Here is a 15,624-nt window from a genome sequence, read left to right on the forward strand (position 1 = left end):
TCAGCTGATCATCCTTCGGGCCACGGAGCGCTGCCGGGCGGCGATCCGCGCGGCGTACTCCTCGGGGGTGACGGGGGAGTGGTGCGGGAGGTGGTCGCGCACCGCGTCGAACGGCACGACCTCGACGGTCGGGCCGTCCTCGGGGCCGAGGTCGCGCTCGAGGCGCTGCCAGCGCAGCATGATCGCCCCGGTGCGGTGGCCGGTGGTCTCCAGCCAGTTGGCGATGCTCCCCCCGGGCACAGACGGAGGCCGCTCGGAGACGACGAACCGCATCATCCCGTCGGGGTCGGTGACGGCCTGGGCCTTGGTGAGGGAGGTCTGGTGGGTCTCGTAGTCGGTCGAGGCGTACCAGTCCGACCCGATCTGCACCGCCTGGTAGGAGCAGTCGGTGCACTCCGGCACGGTGATCACCATCGCCTGGTCCTCGTCGAGCTCGTAGTGGCCGATGGAGGAGCGCTGGGAGGCCAGGCCGCCCGGGGTGGACTGCGGCGGGGTGAGGGTGTTGACCGGCTGCTTGTACTGGAAGAAGTGGGGGAAGGCGAACCACGTCTGGATCGAGCTGGTCAGCGAGCGGGCCGCCACCTCGTACCTCTTGGCGAGCGTCGCCTGCGTGAGCGGCTTCGCCGGCGTGCCCATCGTGTCGGGCCGCTCGATCCACAGCACCCCGCGCTCCTCGGTGTCCCAGTCGTTGAAGACCTCGCGGACGATGAGGGTCTTGGCACCCGGCTCGGCGGTGTAGGTGAACTCGAAGGTGCCGTCGTCGGCGATGTCGAGCTCGCGGTCGTCGAAGGCGAGCATCGAGGTGGCGGCGCTGGTGGCGGTGTACGCCCCGCCCATGACCTGGAAGGACAGGTCGGCGCTCGTCCCGCGGCGGCCGCGGACGACGTACTCCACGCCCTCGCGCAGGTAGGCGTTGAAGTAGAGCGCGTCGGGGTTGTCCAGGCCCTGCCGGGAGAACTGGTGGGTCGGATTGACGAACAGCGGCCGCTCGAGGTCGTAGTCGAACGCGGTCTGCATCGCCATCCGGATCCGGCCCGCGAGGTAGTCGTAGCCCTCGAGCCGGTCCTGCTCGGTGCGGATGAACGGCGCGTTGGCGATGAGCTCCTCGGCCTCGGCGATCGCGTCCTGGAGGGGCTTGGTCAGGTTCAGCGAGTGGCTCATCGGATCACCCGTTGACCTTGGCGATGACGTTCTCGGCGTACTGCTCGAGGTGGGCGACCTTCTTCTCCAGCGGCTCGGCGTCGGGCCCCACGATGTAGGGGACGCGGAAGCCGACGATGCAGTCGGTCACGCCCTTGTCCTCCAGGCGCTTGATGCCGTCGGGGTCGTAGGCGTCGTAGGAGATGACGTGGACCTCGAAGTCGTCGCGGGTGTCGCCCTCCTCCCGGCGGATCTCGGCGAGCCGGCCGAGCAGCCGGTCGAGCTCCTCGCCGTCGCCGCCGGCGTGCATCCAGCCGTCGCCCTTGCGCACGGCGCGGCGCAGCGCGGCGTCGGCGTGGCCGCCGACGAGCAGCGGCAGCCGCTCGGTCGGCGCCGGGGTCTGCTTGAGGGAGGCGACCTCGTAGAACTCCCCGGAGTAGGAGAAGTACGACTGCGTGCCGTCGGCGGCCGCCGGGGTGGTCAGGCCGCGGACGATGTCGATGCACTCGTCCATCCGCTTGCCGCGGCGCTCCCACGGCACGCCGAGGGCCACGAAGTCCTCGGGCCACGGCGAGATGCCGACGCCGAGGCCGAGCCGGTTGCCGGAGAGGTAGGCCAGGGAGGATGCCTGCTTGGCCACGAGCACCGGCGGGCGCACCGGCAGCTTGAGCACGAACGGCGTGAGCCGGAGCGTGGTCGTCACGGCGAACAGGTGCGCGCAGAGCACCATCGTCTCGATGAACTCCTTGCCGTCGAGGAACTCCCGGTCCCCGGTGTCGGTGTAGGGGTAGGTGGAGTCCGACTCCTCGGGGTAGATGAGGCTGTCGGCGACGGTCATGCTCGTGTAGCCGGCCGCCTCGGCGGCCTGCGCGAGCGGCGCGTAGTAGTCGACGCGCGTCATCGCCTCGGCGTAGGTGAATCGCATGGGCGCACACTAGAACGTGTTCCAGTTGTGTGCCAGGGTTCGTCCCGTGGACCTGGACGAGCTCAGCGACCGCACGGAGATCGCCGCCGTGCTGACCCGCTACACCCGCGCGATCGACACCGGCGACTTCGACCGGCTCGACACCGTCTTCACCCCCGACGCCCGGATCGACTACACCGAGTCCGGGGGGATCGCCGACGGCTTCGAGGCGGTCAAGCCGTGGCTGGCCGAGGTGCTGCCGGCGTTCTTCCCCCGGCGCATGCACACGCTCGGCCAGGTGGAGATCGAGCTGGCCGGCGACGAGGCCGACGTGGCGGCGTACTTCCACAACCCGATGCCGACGACGGCCGAGGACGGCAGCGAGAAGATCGTGGAGTTCGGCGGGATCTACCACCACCGCATGGTCCGGACCCCGGACGGGTGGCGCAGCCGCGAGCTGCGCGAGGAGATCGTCTGGAAGCGCACCTAGGGTGCCCTCCATGACCCTGCCCGACGAGAAGCCGGCCGGGCTCGACTCGCCGCTGGTCCCCAAGGTCCTCAAGCGCGTCGCGCAGGTGCAGGTGGCGGCCTTCCGCGCCACCAACGGCCGCGTCGGCTCCCGGTGGCGCATCGGCGCGGGCTGGCGCAAGCCGGTGCCGACGCTGCTGCTCGACCACGTCGGCCGCAGGAGCGGCCAGCGGTTCACGACGCCGCTGCTCTACCTCGAGGACGGCCGGGACCTCGTGGTGGTGGCCTCGCAGGGCGGCCTGCCGAAGCATCCGCAGTGGTACCGCAACCTCCTCGCCCATCCCGACACGCAGGTCGCCCTCAGGGGCGAGCGGGCGCGACAGGTGCGGGCCCGGGTCGCCGACCCCGCCGAGCGGGCGGCACTGTGGCCCCGGCTGGTCGAGCTGTACGCCGACTTCGACCGCTACCAGCGGTGGACCGAGCGGGAGATCCCCGTGGTGGTGCTGGAGCCGCGGTGACCGCCGGCCCTTGGCCCGGCTGGGTCCGTCCCCGACAATGGGGCCGTGCCCTCCGACCAGCCCACCGACAAGCTCCGTGACGAGCGCCCCGACCGCCCCGTGCTCACCGGCCTGATCGCGCTGGTCGGCGTGGGGCTGGTGGTCGGCCTGGTGCTCGGCGGCGTCGCGCTGGGCGCGGTCAGCGTGCTCGGCCTCGGTGGCGGTGACGGCGGCTCCGGCGGGACCGCGAACCAGCAGTCGTTCTACCTGCCCGAGCCCGAGCCCACCGACGAGCCCAGCGGCCCGCTGATCACGCTCGCACCCGAGCCCGGGTCCGACGGCTCGGGCTCGGCGGAGCCGTCGGAGTCGGCCACCACCGAGGCGCCGGAGGAGGAGATCTCACTCTCGGCCGGGCAGACCAGCGTGTCCCCGATGCAGCAGATCGACCTCACCGGCGTCTACCCGGGCGGCGAGGGCGCGATCCTGCAGGTGCAGCGGTTCGCCGACGGCCAGTGGGTCGACTTCCCCGTCACGGCGTCGGTCAGCAACGAGACGTTCTCCACCTACATCCAGACCGGCCAGCTGGGCGAGAACCGCTTCCGGATGGTCGACACCAGCACCGGCCTGGAGTCCAACGAGGTCACCGTCACCATCGGCTGACCGTGCGGCCGGTCCGGGGAGCACGCCGGCGAGCACGCCGCCCAGCACGAGCGCGGAGCCGAGCGCCTGCGCGGGCCCGAAGAGCTCCCCGGCGACCAGCACCCCGAGCACGGTGCCGACGACCGGGTTGAGCAGCCCGACCAGCGCGACCGCGCCGGCGGGCATCCGGGCCAGCCCGCGGAACCAGCAGACGTAGGCGAGCACGGTCCCGACGGCGCCGAGCCAGGCGTAGCCGGCGACCGCAGGGCCGTCGAGCGCCGGTGGCGGTCCCTCGACGAGCAGCGCCACCGGCACGAGCGCCAGCCCGCCGACCACCAGCTGCCAGGAGACGAGCGCCAGCATGTCGACGGGCGCGGGCCACCGCTTGACCAGCACGAAGCCGGTCGCGGAGACGACCACGGACGCAGCGGCGGCCGCGAGCCCGACCGGGTCGACCCCGGCCGGCGCCCGGAGCACGAGCAGGCCGACCCCGGCCAACCCGACGAGGGCCGCCAGGACCCGCCGACGCGTCACCGGCTCGCCGAGGACGGCGTACGCCAGGGCCATCACGGCCAGCGGCGAGGTCGCCTGGAGCGTGCGGCCAGCCCGCCCGGCAGGGCGTAGGCGGCGAGGAAGAGCACCGGGAAGAACAGGCCGATGTTGCACAGGCCCAGCACGACGGCCCGCCACCACCAGTCGCCGCGCGGCAGCCGGCGGCACCAGGCGAGCAGCAGGAGCCCGGCGGGGAGCGCCCGGACCGCGGCGCCGAAGAGCGGGCGGTCGGGCGGGAGCAGCGCCTCGGCGGTGAGGTACGTCGTGCCCCAGGCGGTGGGTGCGACGGCGGCGAGGGCTACGACGCGGACGGAAGTAGTTTCCACGGAAGACAAAGTACCTTCCGGGTGAGATATCGTCCAGGGGTGGACGGGACAGATCCGACGACCGACCCTGCCGGCGCGGGTCACGGGGACCCGGACTTCGTCGGCGAGGTGATGGACCGCTGGCGCGCCGAGCGGCCCGACCTGGACGTGGCGCCGCAGGGTGTCGTCGCCCGGCTGCACCGGCTGGCCGCCCGGCTGACCGAGGAGCTGGTGGCGGTGTACGCCGAGCATGGTCTCGGCGAGGGCGAGTTCGACCTGCTCGCCACGCTGCGGCGCTCGGGCGCGCCGTACGAGCTCACGCCGGGGGTGCTCGCCGCCTCGACCATGGTCAGCTCCGGCGCGATCACCAAGCGCGTGGACCGCTGCGTGCGGCAGGGATGGGTCACCCGCCGGGTGGACGATCGCGACGGCCGGGGCCGCGTCGTGGCGCTCACCGATGCGGGCCGGGATCTCATCGACCGGGCGTTCACCGCCCACATCGCCAACGAGCACCGACTGCTCACGGGGCTCACGCAAGAGCAGCGCGACCAGCTGGCCGGCCTGCTCGAAACCTGGGGCCGGGCACTGGAGGCCGCCGACTAGGATCCGAGGCATGACCGAGAGCGCGCAGACCTCGTCCAACGGCCCCCGCATCGTCGTCGGGAACGACGGCTCCGAGCCCGCCCTGCGGGCCGTGGAGTGGGCGCTCGACCACGCGCGCGCGGTCGGCGGCTCGGTCACCGTGCTGCGCGGGTGGACGCTGTCGACGGCCCCGCGGCCGGCGTCGCAGACGATCGGCTACGTGCCGCCGCGCGCCGACTTCGAGGCGGCCGTGCTCGACGACCTGCGCTCGGACGTCGCCGACGCCGTGGCGGCCCGCGGCGAGGGCGTCGACGTGCACTACGCGGCGTACTGCGGCCCCGCCGGCAACGCGCTCCTCGAGGCCTCCGAGACCGCCGACCTCGTCGTGGTCTCCTCGCGCGGCCGCGGCGGCTTCCGCGGGCTCACCCTCGGCTCGACCACCGACCAGCTGGTGCGCCACGCGGCGTGCCCCGTCGTGGTGGTGCGGGGCGCCCGGACCAGCGAGACCGAGCGCACCCGCACCCTCGACGTGGCGGTGCCGTCCTCCGAGTGAGGCGCCGCGCGGACGGGCGCCGGTCAGCCCGGCACGTAGTCGAACGTGTCGGGGTCCGGGCCGGTGCGGCCCGCCGTGCCCCGGTCGAGGCCGCTGATCTCGGCGACCTCGTCGACGGTGAGCGAGAAGTCGAAGATGTCGAAGTTCTCGCGGATCCGCTGCTCGGTCACCGACTTCGGGAAGATGATGTCGCCGCGCTCGACGTGCCAGCGCAGCGTCACCTGCGCGGGCGTCTTTCCGTGCGCCGCGGCGATCCGGCCGATGACCTCGTCGTCGAGCACCGCGCCCTGCGCGATCGGCGACCACGCCTCGACCTCGATGCCGTGGCGGATCGAGGCGGCGCGGGCCTCCTCGTTGCAGAAGTAGGGGTGGACCTCGATCTGGTTGACCGCCGGGACCACGCCGGTCTCCTCGACGATCCGGTCGAGGTGGGCGGGCTGGAAGTTCGAGACGCCGACGGCGCGGGCGCGGCCCTGCTCGACGAGCTCGGTCAGGGTGCGCCAGGTCGAGACGTAGTCGCCGTCGTACAGCGTCGGCAGCGGCCAGTGGATGAGGAACAGGTCGATGGTGTCGACGCCGAGCTTGGTCAGCGTCTCGTCGAACGCGCGGCGGGCGTCGTCGGGGCGGTGGAAGCCGTTGTTGAGCTTGCTGGTGATCCACAGCTCGTCGCGGGGGATGCCGGAGGCCTTGACGGCCTCGCCGACGCCGGCCTCGTTCTGGTACATCTGCGCGGTGTCGATGTGCCGGTAGCCGATCTCCAGCGCCGTGCCGACCGCCGCCGCGGTGTCCTCCGGCGGCACCTGGTAGGTGCCGAAGCCCAGCTGGGGGATGGTCGTCTGGTTGTTCAGGGTGATCGTCGGGACGCTCATGCCTCCCGACAAGACCAGCCGGGTCCAAATCCTTCCCCGACCGGCCCGCAGGAGAGGATGGTCACGTGAACGCCCCCGAGCCGGTCCCCTACACCGCCTACGACACCCGCCTGGCGTCGTACGCCGTCATCACCGACGACGAGGGCCGGATCCTGCTCGCGCTGTGGAACGAGGCGTCCGACGGCGGCCGGTGGACCCTCCCCGGCGGCGGCGTCGAGCTCGACGAGACCGTCGAGGAGGGCGCGGTGCGCGAGGTCCGCGAGGAGACCGGGTACGACGTCCGGCTCGACCGGCTGATGACCGTCGACACCTACGTCATCCCCTCCTCCCGCCGCCACGTCGAGACCGACCGCCCGCTCAAGGCGGTCCGCGTGCTCTTCGCTGCCACGATCGTCGGCGGCGAGCTCACCCCGGAGGTCGACGGCACCACCGACGAGGCCCGCTGGTTCACCCCCGCCGAGGCCGCCCGCCTCCCGCACGTCTCGCTCGTCGACCTCGCGCTGGGGCTGCTCGGCTAGTCCCGGGGCCGGCCGGCTCCGGCGCTCCGGCTCTTCGGCACCGGCTCCGGGCGTCGACAATCGTTCAATTGCGCGGTTGTAGCGCTTCTACCGGCGGGTAACGCGTCACAACCGTTCAATTGCGCGATCGTGGACCGGCGGACGCGGCTCGCCGGTCCACGGGGCGGCTAGCGTGGGCGGATGAGGCGGTGGGGGACGGGGCTGGCGCTGGCGACCCTGCTGCTGGCCGGGTGCACCGACGAGACGGCCGAGCCGGGGGCCTCGCCGACCACGAGCGGCCCACCCGAGGCCGAGCCGGGTCCGGAACAGGGGCCGGAGCAGGAGCAGAAGCCGGAGCTGGTCGTCGTCGGGCACGCGACGCAGCCGCAGCTGCGCCTGTCGCGTCGTACGTCGGCGCGGGTGACCAGCGGCGAGGTGACCCGGTGGCGCGGCCGGCGGGTGGTGGCGGCCGGCCCCGTCGAGCGGCGGCTGCGAGCCGTCGAGGGCGACCCGGGCACCGTGGCGGTCGTGCCGCTGGAGGAGGTCCGGCCGACGGTGGTGGCAGCGACGGTGGCCGGCCGCGACCCGGTCCGCGACGACCCGCGCGCGGTGCGGGTGGCGGTGGTCGGCGACGTGATGCTCGTGCGCGGGGTGCCGGACCCGTGGGGCGCGCTCGCGCCGACGGCCGGCCGGCTCCGCGCCGCCGACGTGACGGTCGGCAACCTCGAGAGCACGCTCAGCCTCGACGGCGAGCCGATGCAGGACCCGCCGAGCGACTCGTTCGGCGCGACGCCGGCCCTGCTGGGGCCGCTCCAGCGTGCCGGGTTCGACGTGCTGTCGCTGGCCAACAACCACACCGGCGACTTCGGGGAGCGCGCGCTGCTCGACACGGTCCGCACGCTGCGCCGCAGCCCGGTCGAGGTGTTCGGCGCCGGCCCGGACCGCGCGGCGGCCAGCCGGCCGGCGTACCTCGTGCGCGGCGGGGTCCGCTTCGCCTTCGTCGGCTTCAACGCGATCGGCGAGACGCCGCAGGCGACGCCGGCCGGTCCGGGGGCGCTGAGCGTGCGGATGCCGCCGCGGACCGGGCCGCTGGTCGAGGCCGACCTCCGCCACGTCGAGCGGACGATCGCCCGGGCCGAGCGCGAGGCCGACGTGGTGGTCGTGCTGCCGCACTGGGGCACGCAGTACACCCACGAGCCCGTGCCCGTGCAGCGCACGGTCGCCCGTCGCCTCGTCGCGGCCGGCGCGGACCTCGTCGTGGGCGGCCACCCGCACTGGGTGCAGGGCGTGGACGCGGTGGCGGGGGTGCCGGTCGTGCACTCGCTGGGCAACTTCGTCTTCGACATGGACTTCATGGAGCAGACCCTCGAGGGCGTCGTGCTCGAGGCGACGTTCTGGGGCGCCGACCTCAGGGACGTCCGGCTGGTCCCCTACGCGATGGACCCGGCCACCTTCGCCCCGCGGTTCGTCCGCGGCGCGCGCGCCGCGGACATCCTCGGCGACGTGTGGTCGACCAGCACCGGCCCGTACGCCGTCACCGGAGCCAGCTGAGCACCGTCCGCGCCGTGCGCGCCAGCTGGTCGCGGGAGACGACGGACGGCACGTCGGTCGAGGAGTGGTACGCCGCGTAGGACGTGCTTCCCAGCCGTGCCCCCGGCAGGCCGGCCCGCACGAACGACCAGTGGTCGCTGGACCGCTGCTCCAGGTCGGTCACCGTCGGCACGCCGGCCCGCTCCGCTGCCGCGAGCAGCTCCCGCTGGACGGGGTCGCCCGCGCCCGCGCTCCCGACCGGCAGCACCGACCCGACGCCGACCCGGTCGAGCGAGACCATCCCGCGCAGGCTCTGCCGCTCGCGGGCGGCCAGCCCGGCGACGTACGCCCGGGACCCGTAGTGGTGCTCGTCGTCGCTCGGCCCCCGCGGCTCCTCGGAGCCGAACGCGACCAGCACGACCGGCAGCCGGGTCCGCCGCTCGACCAGCGCCTCGGCGACCGCGAGCAGGACGCCGATCCCCGAGGCGTTGTCCTCGGCGCCGGGCGCCTGCGGCACGGTGTCGAGGTGGGCGCCGACGAGCAGCCACGGCCGTCCGGGCCGGAGGTCGCCGCGGGTCGCGACCACGTTGGTGGAGGGGCCGCCGCGGACCGGGATCCCCCACGAGACGCCCGCCGGTGTCGGGAACCGCTGCTGCTCCACGGACCAGTCGAGGTCGCGGAAGCGGCCGGCGACCCACCGGGCCGCACGGCGGTACGCCGGCGACGTGCCCGGCCGCGGGCCGACCGTGCCCGCGAGGTGCTCGACCGCGGCGACCGCCGTCGCGACCCGCACCTCGTCCGGGGACACCCGCGGCTCCGGCGCGGGCTCCGCGGTCGGAGAGGGAGGCGGAGGGGAGGTGGGCGCGGTCGCGGAGGTCGGGGGCGAGGGTGACGGCGCGGGCCCGGCGGCGGGCTCCGGGTCGCCGCTGCACGCGACGCCGAGGCAGACCACCAGCCCGACCGAGGCGATCGCGGACCGGCGCACCCGACGATCGTGCCCTACGCGGGAGCCCCGTGGGGCGCGAGCGCGCGGTCGACGAGCAGCGAGGCGTGGGCGACGGTCGAGTCGACGAGGGGGAGCGGGGCGTCCTCGGGCCCGACGAGCAGCCCGATCTCGGTGCAGGCGAGCACCACGGCGTCGGCGCCGCGGTCGCGCAGCCCCTCCATCACCGCGACGTACGCCGCCCGCGACTCCGCCCGCACGATCCCCTGCGTCAGCTCCTCGAAGACCACCCGGTCCACCAGGTCGCGCCCGTCCTCCGGCGGCACGACGACGTCGATCCCGTGCGTGGCCAGGCGGTCGGCGTAGAACGTCTCCTCCATCACCCACCGGGTGCCCAGGAGGCCGAGCGTGGTCCAGCCCTCCCGCCGCGCGACGGCCGCGACCGCGTCGGCGATGTGCACCGCCGGGACGGTCAGCGCCGACTCCATCGCTGGGAAGTTCTTGTGCATCAGGTTGGTGCACAGGCCGACGAGGTCCGCGCCGCCGGCCTCGCAACGGCGGGCCGCGTCGGCGAGCAGCGCCGCCGAGCCGGCCCAGTCGCCGCGCAGCTGGTGGTCGCGCACCTCGGCGAAGTCCAGGGACTGCAGCGAGATGCGCGCCGAGGAGTGGCCGCCGAGGCGCGCGGCGACCTCGGTGTTGACGATCCGGTAGTAGGTGGCGGTCGAGTGCCAGGACATGCCGCCGACGAGTCCGATGGTCTGCATGCGCCCCAGCGTGGCGGGGCGCGCGATCCAAAGGGAATCCCCATCCTGGTAAGACCGGGCATAAGTTGAGCCTATGGCCATCGACCCCCGCCGCCTGCTCCTGCTGCGCGACGTCGCCCGGGCCGGCTCGATCAGCGCGGCGGCGCGGGCCGTCGGCTGGACCCAGCCGGCCGTCAGCCAGCACCTCGCCCGGCTCGAGCGCGACGCGGGCGGGCCGCTCCTGCTGCGTGGACCGGCCGGCGTCACCCCGACCGAGGCCGGCCGGGCTCTGCTGCGCCGCGCGGACGTGGTCGCCGCCGAGCTGCACGCCGCCGAGGAGGAGCTGGCGGCGCTGCACGGGCTACGCGGCGGCCGCGTCCGCCTCGTCGCGTTCCCCTCGGCGGCCGCGACGCTGGTCCCCCGCGCGCTCGGCGCGCTCGCGGCGGCGCACCCCGACGTCGAGGTCGGCCTCGAGCAGGCCGAGCCGCCCGAGGCGCTCGCCGCGGTCGCGGCCGGCGACGCCGACCTCGCGCTCGTCTTCGGGTACGACGGCCCGCCGGCCGGTCTCGGGGCGCTGGCCTGGCGCCCCGTCCTCGAGGAGCCGGTCCACCTGGTCCTCCCGCCGGGACCGCCGGGTCCGGCGGAGGCGGCCGACCTGGCCGACCTCGCCGAGCTCGCCGACGAGGACTGGATCGGCGGCTGCGTGCGGTGCCGGACCCACCTGGTCGAGCGCTGCGAGGCCGCGGGGTTCACGCCGACCGTGCGGCACAGCAGCGACGACTACGTGGTGGTGCAGAACCTCGTGGCCCGCGGGCTGGGGGTCACGGTGCTGCCGGCGTCGGCGCTCGCGGCGTACCGCCACCCCGCTGTGCGCGTCGTGCCGCTCGCCGCGCTCGGCCGCCGGCACGTCGGCGTGGCGCACCGGCCGGGCGCGGACGCCGTGCCGGCCTTCGCCGCCCTGGTCGCAGAAGTCATGGCGGCAGGGCGGGAACAACCCCGGCCCGCCCTCCGTTGAGCCCAGTGAGCAAAGTTGAGTTGGACGGACTCAAGTCGTCTGTCAGACTCGGACCAGCACCGCGACCGGCCCGGCCGGCCCGCGGCCGAAGACTCCCGGTGCCCCGGCGGCACCGGTCCCAGAACACCCGAGCAAGCGGAGGTTGCATCCCATGGCACGTGCGGTCGGCATCGACCTCGGCACGACGAACAGCGTCGTGTCGGTCCTGGAGGGCGGCGAGCCCACCGTCATCGCGAACGCCGAAGGCGCCCGCACCACCCCGTCGGTCGTGGCGTTCGCCAAGTCCGGCGAGGTCCTCGTCGGCGAGGTCGCCAAGCGGCAGGCGGTCACCAACGTCGACCGGACCATCCGCTCGGTCAAGCGCCACATGGGCACCGACTGGAAGCAGAAGATCGACGACAAGGACTTCACGCCGCAGCAGATCAGCGCGTTCGTGCTGCAGAAGCTGAAGCGGGACGCCGAGGCCTACCTCGGCGAGCCGGTCACCGACGCGGTGATCACCGTGCCGGCGTACTTCTCCGACGCCCAGCGCCAGGCCACCAAGGAGGCCGGTGAGATCGCAGGCCTCAACGTCCAGCGCATCGTCAACGAGCCCACCGCGGCCGCGCTGGCCTACGGCCTCGACAAGGGCGACGACCAGCTGATCCTCGTCTTCGACCTCGGTGGCGGCACGTTCGACGTCTCGCTGCTGGAGATCGGGGAGGGCGTCGTCGAGGTCAAGGCGACTTCCGGCGACAACCACCTCGGCGGCGACGACTGGGACTCCCGCGTCGTGGAGTGGATGGTCACCAAGTTCAAGAACGCCAACGGCGTGGACCTGGCGGCCGACAAGATCGCCAAGCAGCGCCTGCAGGAGGCCGCGGAGAAGGCGAAGATCGAGCTGTCCTCCTCCTCGGAGACCACGATCCACCTGCCCTACATCACCCACGGCGAGTCCGGCCCGCTGCACTTCGAGGAGCGACTGACCCGCAGCGAGTTCCAGAAGCTGACCCACGACCTGCTCGAGCGCACCAAGCAGCCCTTCCAGCAGGTGCTCAAGGACGGCGGCGTCAAGGTCGGCGACATCGACCACGTCGTCCTCGTCGGCGGCTCCACCCGCATGCCGGCCGTGACCGACGTCGTCAAGGAGCTGCTCGGCGGCAAGGAGCCCAACAAGGGCGTCAACCCCGACGAGGTCGTGGCGCTCGGCGCCGCGCTTCAGGCCGGTGTGCTCAAGGGCGAGGTCAAGGACGTCCTGCTGCTCGACGTCACCCCGCTGTCGCTGGGCATCGAGACCAAGGGCGGCGTGATGACCACGCTGATCGAGCGCAACACCACCATCCCGACCAAGCGCTCGGAGATCTTCACGACCGCCGACGACAACCAGCCGTCGGTCGAGATCAAGGTCGCCCAGGGCGAGCGGCAGATGTGGTCGCAGAACCAGCCGCTGGGCAACTTCGAGCTGACCGGCCTGCCGCCGGCCCCGCGCGGCGTGCCGAAGATCGAGGTCACCTTCGACATCGACGCCAACGGCATCGTCCACGTCACCGCCAAGGACCAGGCCTCCGGCAAGGAGCAGTCGATGACGATCTCCGGCGGCTCGGCGCTGAGCAAGGACGACATCGACCGGATGGTCCGCGAGGCCGAGCAGTACGCCGAGGAGGACGCCAAGCGTCGTGCCGCGGTGGACGCCCGCAACCAGGCCGACCAGCTCGTCTACACGACCGAGAAGTTCCTGGCCGACAACGGCGAGAAGATCCCGGACGAGGTCAAGACCGAGGTCCAGGCCGACGTCGACGCCCTCAAGGCGACGCTCGAGAACGCCGAGGCCTCCGCCGAGGAGATCCAGGCCGGCGTCACCAAGCTCGGCGAGTCCAGCCAGAAGATGGGTGCGGCGATGTACGCCGCGGCCGAGGCCGACGCCTCCGCCGCGGGCGGCACCACCGGTGCGACCGGTGACGCCGACGACGACATCGTCGACGCCGAGGTCGTGGACGAGGGCGCCGAGGGCACCGAGGGCGAGACCAAGTGAGCGGCGCCCACCCCGAGGACCCTCAGCCGGACATGGGCGGCCCGCCGATGACCGACGACCCCGTCGACCCGGTCACCGGCGACGCGGCCGGCCACGTGGACGAGGCGGGGGTGGCCGAGACCCCCGCCGCGCCCGGGCCGGACCTCGCGCCCGAGGACGTCGAGGGCGCGCCCGCCACCGCGGCGGGCGAGACCCCCGGCGAGCCCGACCCGGCGCAGGACGAGCTCACCGTCACGCGGATGGAGCTCGCCGAGCGGACGGCCGACCTGCAGCGGCTGCAGGCCGAGTTCGTCAACTACAAGCGCCGCGTCGAGCGGGACCGCGACCTGCTCCGGGAGAACGCGACGTACGCCGCGCTCACCCCGATCATCGAGGTGCTCGACACCATCGACCGCGCGCGGGAGTCGGCGCAGCACCAGGGGGAGGAGCTCGAGGGTGGCTTCCGGACCGTCGCCGAGCAGCTCGAGCGGACCGTCGAGCGGCTGGGGCTGACCAAGTTCGGCGCCCCGGGCGACGCGTTCGACCCGAGCCTGCACGAGGCGCTCAGCCACCTCGGCGAGGACCCCGAGGTCGAGGTGACCACCTGCAAGGTCGTCGCCAAGGCCGGCTACCGGATCGGCGACCGCGTGGTCCGCGCGGCGCAGGTCCTGGTCGCGGACCCGCCGCAGTAAGGCAGACACCACAGATGACGGGAGGGAGGTGCGGATGAGCACCGACGACGGCTTCCGGGCCGACTGGGTCCAGAAGGACTTCTACGCCGAGCTCGGCCTGAAGAAGGACGCCACGGCCGACGAGATCAAGAAGGCCTACCGCAGGCTCGCGCGCGCCAACCACCCCGACTCCAACCCCGGTGACACCGCCAAGCACGAGAAGTTCAAGGCGGTGGCCGAGGCGTACGACGTCGTCGGTGACCCGGAGAAGCGCAAGAAGTACGACGAGCTGCGCTCCCTCCACGGCTCCGGCGCGTTCCGTGGCGGCTTCGGCGGGGGCGGCTTCGGCGGTGGTGGCGCGGGCGGCATCAACCTCGAGGACCTCCTCCGCGACCGCGCCGGCGGTGGCGGCGGGTTCGGGGACATGTTCGGCGACCTCTTCGGCGGGGGAGGCGGCGGTGGCGGCTTCGGCCGGCGCGGCCAGCAGGCCCGCCGGCCCGCCAAGGGCGCCGACGTCGAGACGACCGCGACGATCGGGTTCACCGACGCGATCGAGGGCGTGACCGTCTCCCTGCGGCTGTCCTCCGACGCGCCGTGCCCGGACTGCTCGGGCACCGGCGGCAAGCCCGGCACCAAGCCCAAGGTCTGCCCCGAGTGCGAGGGCGCGGGGTACGTCGTGGCGTCGGCGGGCGGCGCGTTCGCCATCAACGAGACCTGCCCCCGCTGCGGCGGCCGGCAGCTGGTCTACGACGAGGCGTGCCCGACCTGTCACGGCAGCGGCCGCGGCACCTCGGCGCGCACCATCCAGGCCCGGATCCCCGCCGGCGTCAAGGACGGCCAGCGGATCCGGCTGCGCGGCAAGGGCGCGGCCGGCGAGAGCGGCGGCCCGGCCGGTGACCTCTACGTCACGGTCAAGGTCTCCCCGCACCGGATCTTCGGGCGCAAGGACGCCAACCTCACCCTCGACGTGCCGATCTCCTTCGACGAGGCGGCGCTCGGGGCCGAGGTGAAGGTCCCCACGCTGAGCGGCGCGCCGGTCACGCTGCGGATCCCGCCGGGCACGCCCACCGGCCGCACGTTCCGCGTGCGTGGCAAGGGCGCGCCCAAGCCGGACGGCTCGACGGGCGACCTGCTCGCGACCGTCGAGGTGCAGGTCCCGGCCGTGCTCGACGCGCGGGCGCGCGAGGCGGTCGAGGCCTACCGGGATGCGATGGCCGGCAAGCCGCTGCGGGCCGGGTTGTTCGAGGGGAGCTGAGCATGGCGACGTCGACGCCCCCGCCGTTCGTCCCGGGTCCGGACGCGGCCGTCTACGTCATCAGCGTCGCGGCGGAGCTCACCGGCCTCCACCCGCAGACGCTGCGCACCTACGAGCGGCTCGGGCTGATCACGCCCGGCCGCACCGGCGGCGGCGGGCGGCGCTACTCCCACCGCGACATCGAGCGGCTGCGCGAGATCGCCGACCTCACCTCCGCCGGCATCGGCATCGAGGGGGTCCGGCGGATCATGGACCTGCAGAACCAGGTGCTGGCGCTGCGCTCGCGCAACGAGGAGCTGCAGGGCGAGCTCGACGCCACCCGCGAGGCGCTGCGCCAGGCGCTCGCCCCGCGGCGCGCCGAGGCCGCGGCGAACAAGCTGCCGGTCCTCCGCTCGCCCGACCCCACGGCCGCCGTCGTCGTCTGGCGCCGCGGCCGCTGAGCCGCCCACCCTGCAGCCCAGCCTGCAGCCC

At 73.8% G+C, this 15,624-nt stretch carries 18 protein-coding genes and 1 pseudogene; 12 read left to right on the forward strand and 7 right to left on the reverse strand.

Annotated elements, in window-relative coordinates; genetic code table 11:
• Together QWY28_RS10830 and QWY28_RS10835 are read right to left on the reverse strand one after the other, a co-directional pair.
• Nucleotides 1-1,161: a hypothetical protein gene (locus QWY28_RS10830; protein WP_300952550.1), complete on the reverse strand. Its 1,161-nt coding sequence runs from the start codon at nucleotides 1,159-1,161 to the stop codon at nucleotides 1-3.
• A 4-nt stretch (nucleotides 1,162-1,165) separates the two neighbouring features.
• Entirely contained in the window at nucleotides 1,166-2,065 is a 900-nt protein-coding gene (locus QWY28_RS10835; protein ID WP_300952551.1) for a TIGR03619 family F420-dependent LLM class oxidoreductase, read from the reverse strand.
• A gap of 46 nt (nucleotides 2,066-2,111) precedes the next feature.
• On the opposite strand from QWY28_RS10835, the gene QWY28_RS10840 reads away from it, so the two are divergent.
• The 3 genes from QWY28_RS10840 to QWY28_RS10850 are packed head-to-tail and all read left to right on the forward strand — an operon-like array spanning nucleotide 2,112 to nucleotide 3,669.
• A complete protein-coding gene (locus QWY28_RS10840) occupies nucleotides 2,112-2,534 on the forward strand; it encodes a nuclear transport factor 2 family protein (RefSeq protein ID WP_300952552.1) in 423 nt (140 codons plus the stop codon).
• 10 nt (nucleotides 2,535-2,544) lie between these two features.
• A complete protein-coding gene (locus QWY28_RS10845) occupies nucleotides 2,545-3,030 on the forward strand; it encodes a nitroreductase family deazaflavin-dependent oxidoreductase (protein WP_300952553.1) in 486 nt (161 codons plus the stop codon).
• Nucleotides 3,031-3,075: 45 nt separating this feature from the next.
• Nucleotides 3,076-3,669, forward strand: a complete 594-nt coding sequence (locus QWY28_RS10850) for a hypothetical protein (RefSeq protein WP_300952554.1) — start codon at nucleotides 3,076-3,078, stop codon at nucleotides 3,667-3,669.
• A 90-nt stretch (nucleotides 3,670-3,759) separates the two neighbouring features.
• On the opposite strand, the pseudogene QWY28_RS24425 reads toward QWY28_RS10850, so the two are convergent.
• Nucleotides 3,760-4,215: pseudogene (locus QWY28_RS24425) on the reverse strand (DMT family transporter); the annotation flags it as partial.
• On the reverse strand, nucleotides 4,215-4,526 hold the full coding sequence (locus tag QWY28_RS10855; protein ID WP_300952555.1) for a hypothetical protein: 312 nt from the start codon (nucleotides 4,524-4,526) through the stop codon (nucleotides 4,215-4,217). The pseudogene QWY28_RS24425 and the gene QWY28_RS10855, both read right to left, overlap by 1 nt.
• A 39-nt stretch (nucleotides 4,527-4,565) precedes the next feature.
• Between QWY28_RS10855 and QWY28_RS10860 the strand changes: the two genes are divergently transcribed.
• Complete coding sequence (locus tag QWY28_RS10860; protein ID WP_300952556.1) at nucleotides 4,566-5,108, forward strand: MarR family winged helix-turn-helix transcriptional regulator; 543 nt, start codon at nucleotides 4,566-4,568, stop codon at nucleotides 5,106-5,108.
• A 10-nt stretch (nucleotides 5,109-5,118) separates the two neighbouring features.
• The gene (locus QWY28_RS10865) at nucleotides 5,119-5,640 is read left to right on the forward strand and encodes a universal stress protein (protein WP_300952557.1); all 522 of its coding nucleotides are present in this window, start codon (nucleotides 5,119-5,121) and stop codon (nucleotides 5,638-5,640) included.
• A 23-nt stretch (nucleotides 5,641-5,663) separates the two neighbouring features.
• Here QWY28_RS10865 and QWY28_RS10870 read toward each other — a convergent pair whose 3' ends face one another.
• Nucleotides 5,664-6,509, reverse strand: coding sequence for an aldo/keto reductase (locus QWY28_RS10870; RefSeq protein WP_300952558.1), 846 nt, complete (start codon nucleotides 6,507-6,509; stop codon nucleotides 5,664-5,666).
• A 65-nt stretch (nucleotides 6,510-6,574) separates the two neighbouring features.
• Between QWY28_RS10870 and QWY28_RS10875 the strand changes: the two genes are divergently transcribed.
• Together QWY28_RS10875 and QWY28_RS10880 are read left to right on the forward strand one after the other, a co-directional pair.
• A complete protein-coding gene (locus QWY28_RS10875; RefSeq protein ID WP_300952559.1) occupies nucleotides 6,575-7,027 on the forward strand; it encodes an NUDIX hydrolase in 453 nt (150 codons plus the stop codon).
• 180 nt (nucleotides 7,028-7,207) lie between these two features.
• Nucleotides 7,208-8,557 carry a CapA family protein gene (locus tag QWY28_RS10880; protein WP_300952560.1) on the forward strand — a complete coding sequence of 450 codons (1,350 nt, stop codon included), beginning with the start codon at nucleotides 7,208-7,210 and terminating at the stop codon, nucleotides 8,555-8,557.
• Here QWY28_RS10880 and QWY28_RS10885 read toward each other — a convergent pair.
• Nucleotides 8,541-9,521 (reverse strand): M28 family metallopeptidase, encoded by a 981-nt coding sequence (locus QWY28_RS10885; RefSeq protein WP_300952561.1) that lies wholly within the window; start codon nucleotides 9,519-9,521, stop codon nucleotides 8,541-8,543. The two genes, QWY28_RS10880 and QWY28_RS10885, sit on opposite strands and share 17 nt — an antisense overlap.
• A 14-nt stretch (nucleotides 9,522-9,535) precedes the next feature.
• Nucleotides 9,536-10,243 (reverse strand): aspartate/glutamate racemase family protein, encoded by a 708-nt coding sequence (locus QWY28_RS10890; RefSeq protein ID WP_300952562.1) that lies wholly within the window; start codon nucleotides 10,241-10,243, stop codon nucleotides 9,536-9,538.
• Nucleotides 10,244-10,316: 73 nt separating this feature from the next.
• Here QWY28_RS10890 and QWY28_RS10895 point away from each other — a divergent pair, with 73 nt between their 5' ends.
• The 5 genes from QWY28_RS10895 (at nucleotide 10,317) to QWY28_RS10915 (ending at nucleotide 15,593) form a co-directional block, all read left to right on the forward strand.
• Nucleotides 10,317-11,237: a LysR family transcriptional regulator gene (locus QWY28_RS10895; protein ID WP_300952563.1), complete on the forward strand. Its 921-nt coding sequence runs from the start codon at nucleotides 10,317-10,319 to the stop codon at nucleotides 11,235-11,237.
• 151 nt (nucleotides 11,238-11,388) lie between these two features.
• Nucleotides 11,389-13,248, forward strand: coding sequence for a molecular chaperone DnaK (gene dnaK, locus QWY28_RS10900; protein WP_300952564.1), 1,860 nt, complete (start codon nucleotides 11,389-11,391; stop codon nucleotides 13,246-13,248).
• Nucleotides 13,245-13,919, forward strand: a complete 675-nt coding sequence (gene grpE, locus QWY28_RS10905) for a nucleotide exchange factor GrpE (protein ID WP_300952565.1) — start codon at nucleotides 13,245-13,247, stop codon at nucleotides 13,917-13,919. Before dnaK ends, grpE begins: the two co-directional genes overlap by 4 nt.
• Before the next feature lie 34 nt (nucleotides 13,920-13,953).
• A complete protein-coding gene (gene dnaJ / locus QWY28_RS10910; protein ID WP_300952566.1) occupies nucleotides 13,954-15,153 on the forward strand; it encodes a molecular chaperone DnaJ in 1,200 nt (399 codons plus the stop codon).
• A gap of 2 nt (nucleotides 15,154-15,155) precedes the next feature.
• A complete protein-coding gene (locus QWY28_RS10915; protein WP_300952567.1) occupies nucleotides 15,156-15,593 on the forward strand; it encodes a heat shock protein transcriptional repressor HspR in 438 nt (145 codons plus the stop codon).
• Nucleotides 15,594-15,624: the final 31 nt, after the last annotated feature.

The organism is Nocardioides oceani, assembly GCF_030412965.1.
GTDB lineage: Bacteria > Actinomycetota > Actinomycetes > Propionibacteriales > Nocardioidaceae > Nocardioides > Nocardioides oceani.

Excerpts from the sequence above, each read along its gene's own strand:
- QWY28_RS10830 (WP_300952550.1), bottom strand. The coding sequence starts at position 1,161 with ATGAGCCACTCGCTGAACCTGACCAAGCCCCTCCAGGACGCGATCGCC.
- QWY28_RS10835 (WP_300952551.1), bottom strand. The coding sequence starts at position 2,065 with ATGCGATTCACCTACGCCGAGGCGATGACGCGCGTCGACTACTACGCG.
- QWY28_RS10845 (WP_300952553.1), top strand. The coding sequence starts at position 2,545 with ATGACCCTGCCCGACGAGAAGCCGGCCGGGCTCGACTCGCCGCTGGTC.
- QWY28_RS10865 (WP_300952557.1), top strand. The coding sequence starts at position 5,119 with ATGACCGAGAGCGCGCAGACCTCGTCCAACGGCCCCCGCATCGTCGTC.
- QWY28_RS10870 (WP_300952558.1), bottom strand. The coding sequence starts at position 6,509 with ATGAGCGTCCCGACGATCACCCTGAACAACCAGACGACCATCCCCCAG.
- QWY28_RS10880 (WP_300952560.1), top strand. The coding sequence starts at position 7,208 with ATGAGGCGGTGGGGGACGGGGCTGGCGCTGGCGACCCTGCTGCTGGCC.
- QWY28_RS10890 (WP_300952562.1), bottom strand. The coding sequence starts at position 10,243 with ATGCAGACCATCGGACTCGTCGGCGGCATGTCCTGGCACTCGACCGCC.
- QWY28_RS10895 (WP_300952563.1), top strand. The coding sequence starts at position 10,317 with ATGGCCATCGACCCCCGCCGCCTGCTCCTGCTGCGCGACGTCGCCCGG.
- dnaK (WP_300952564.1), top strand. The coding sequence starts at position 11,389 with ATGGCACGTGCGGTCGGCATCGACCTCGGCACGACGAACAGCGTCGTG.
- dnaJ (WP_300952566.1), top strand. The coding sequence starts at position 13,954 with ATGAGCACCGACGACGGCTTCCGGGCCGACTGGGTCCAGAAGGACTTC.
- QWY28_RS10915 (WP_300952567.1), top strand. The coding sequence starts at position 15,156 with ATGGCGACGTCGACGCCCCCGCCGTTCGTCCCGGGTCCGGACGCGGCC.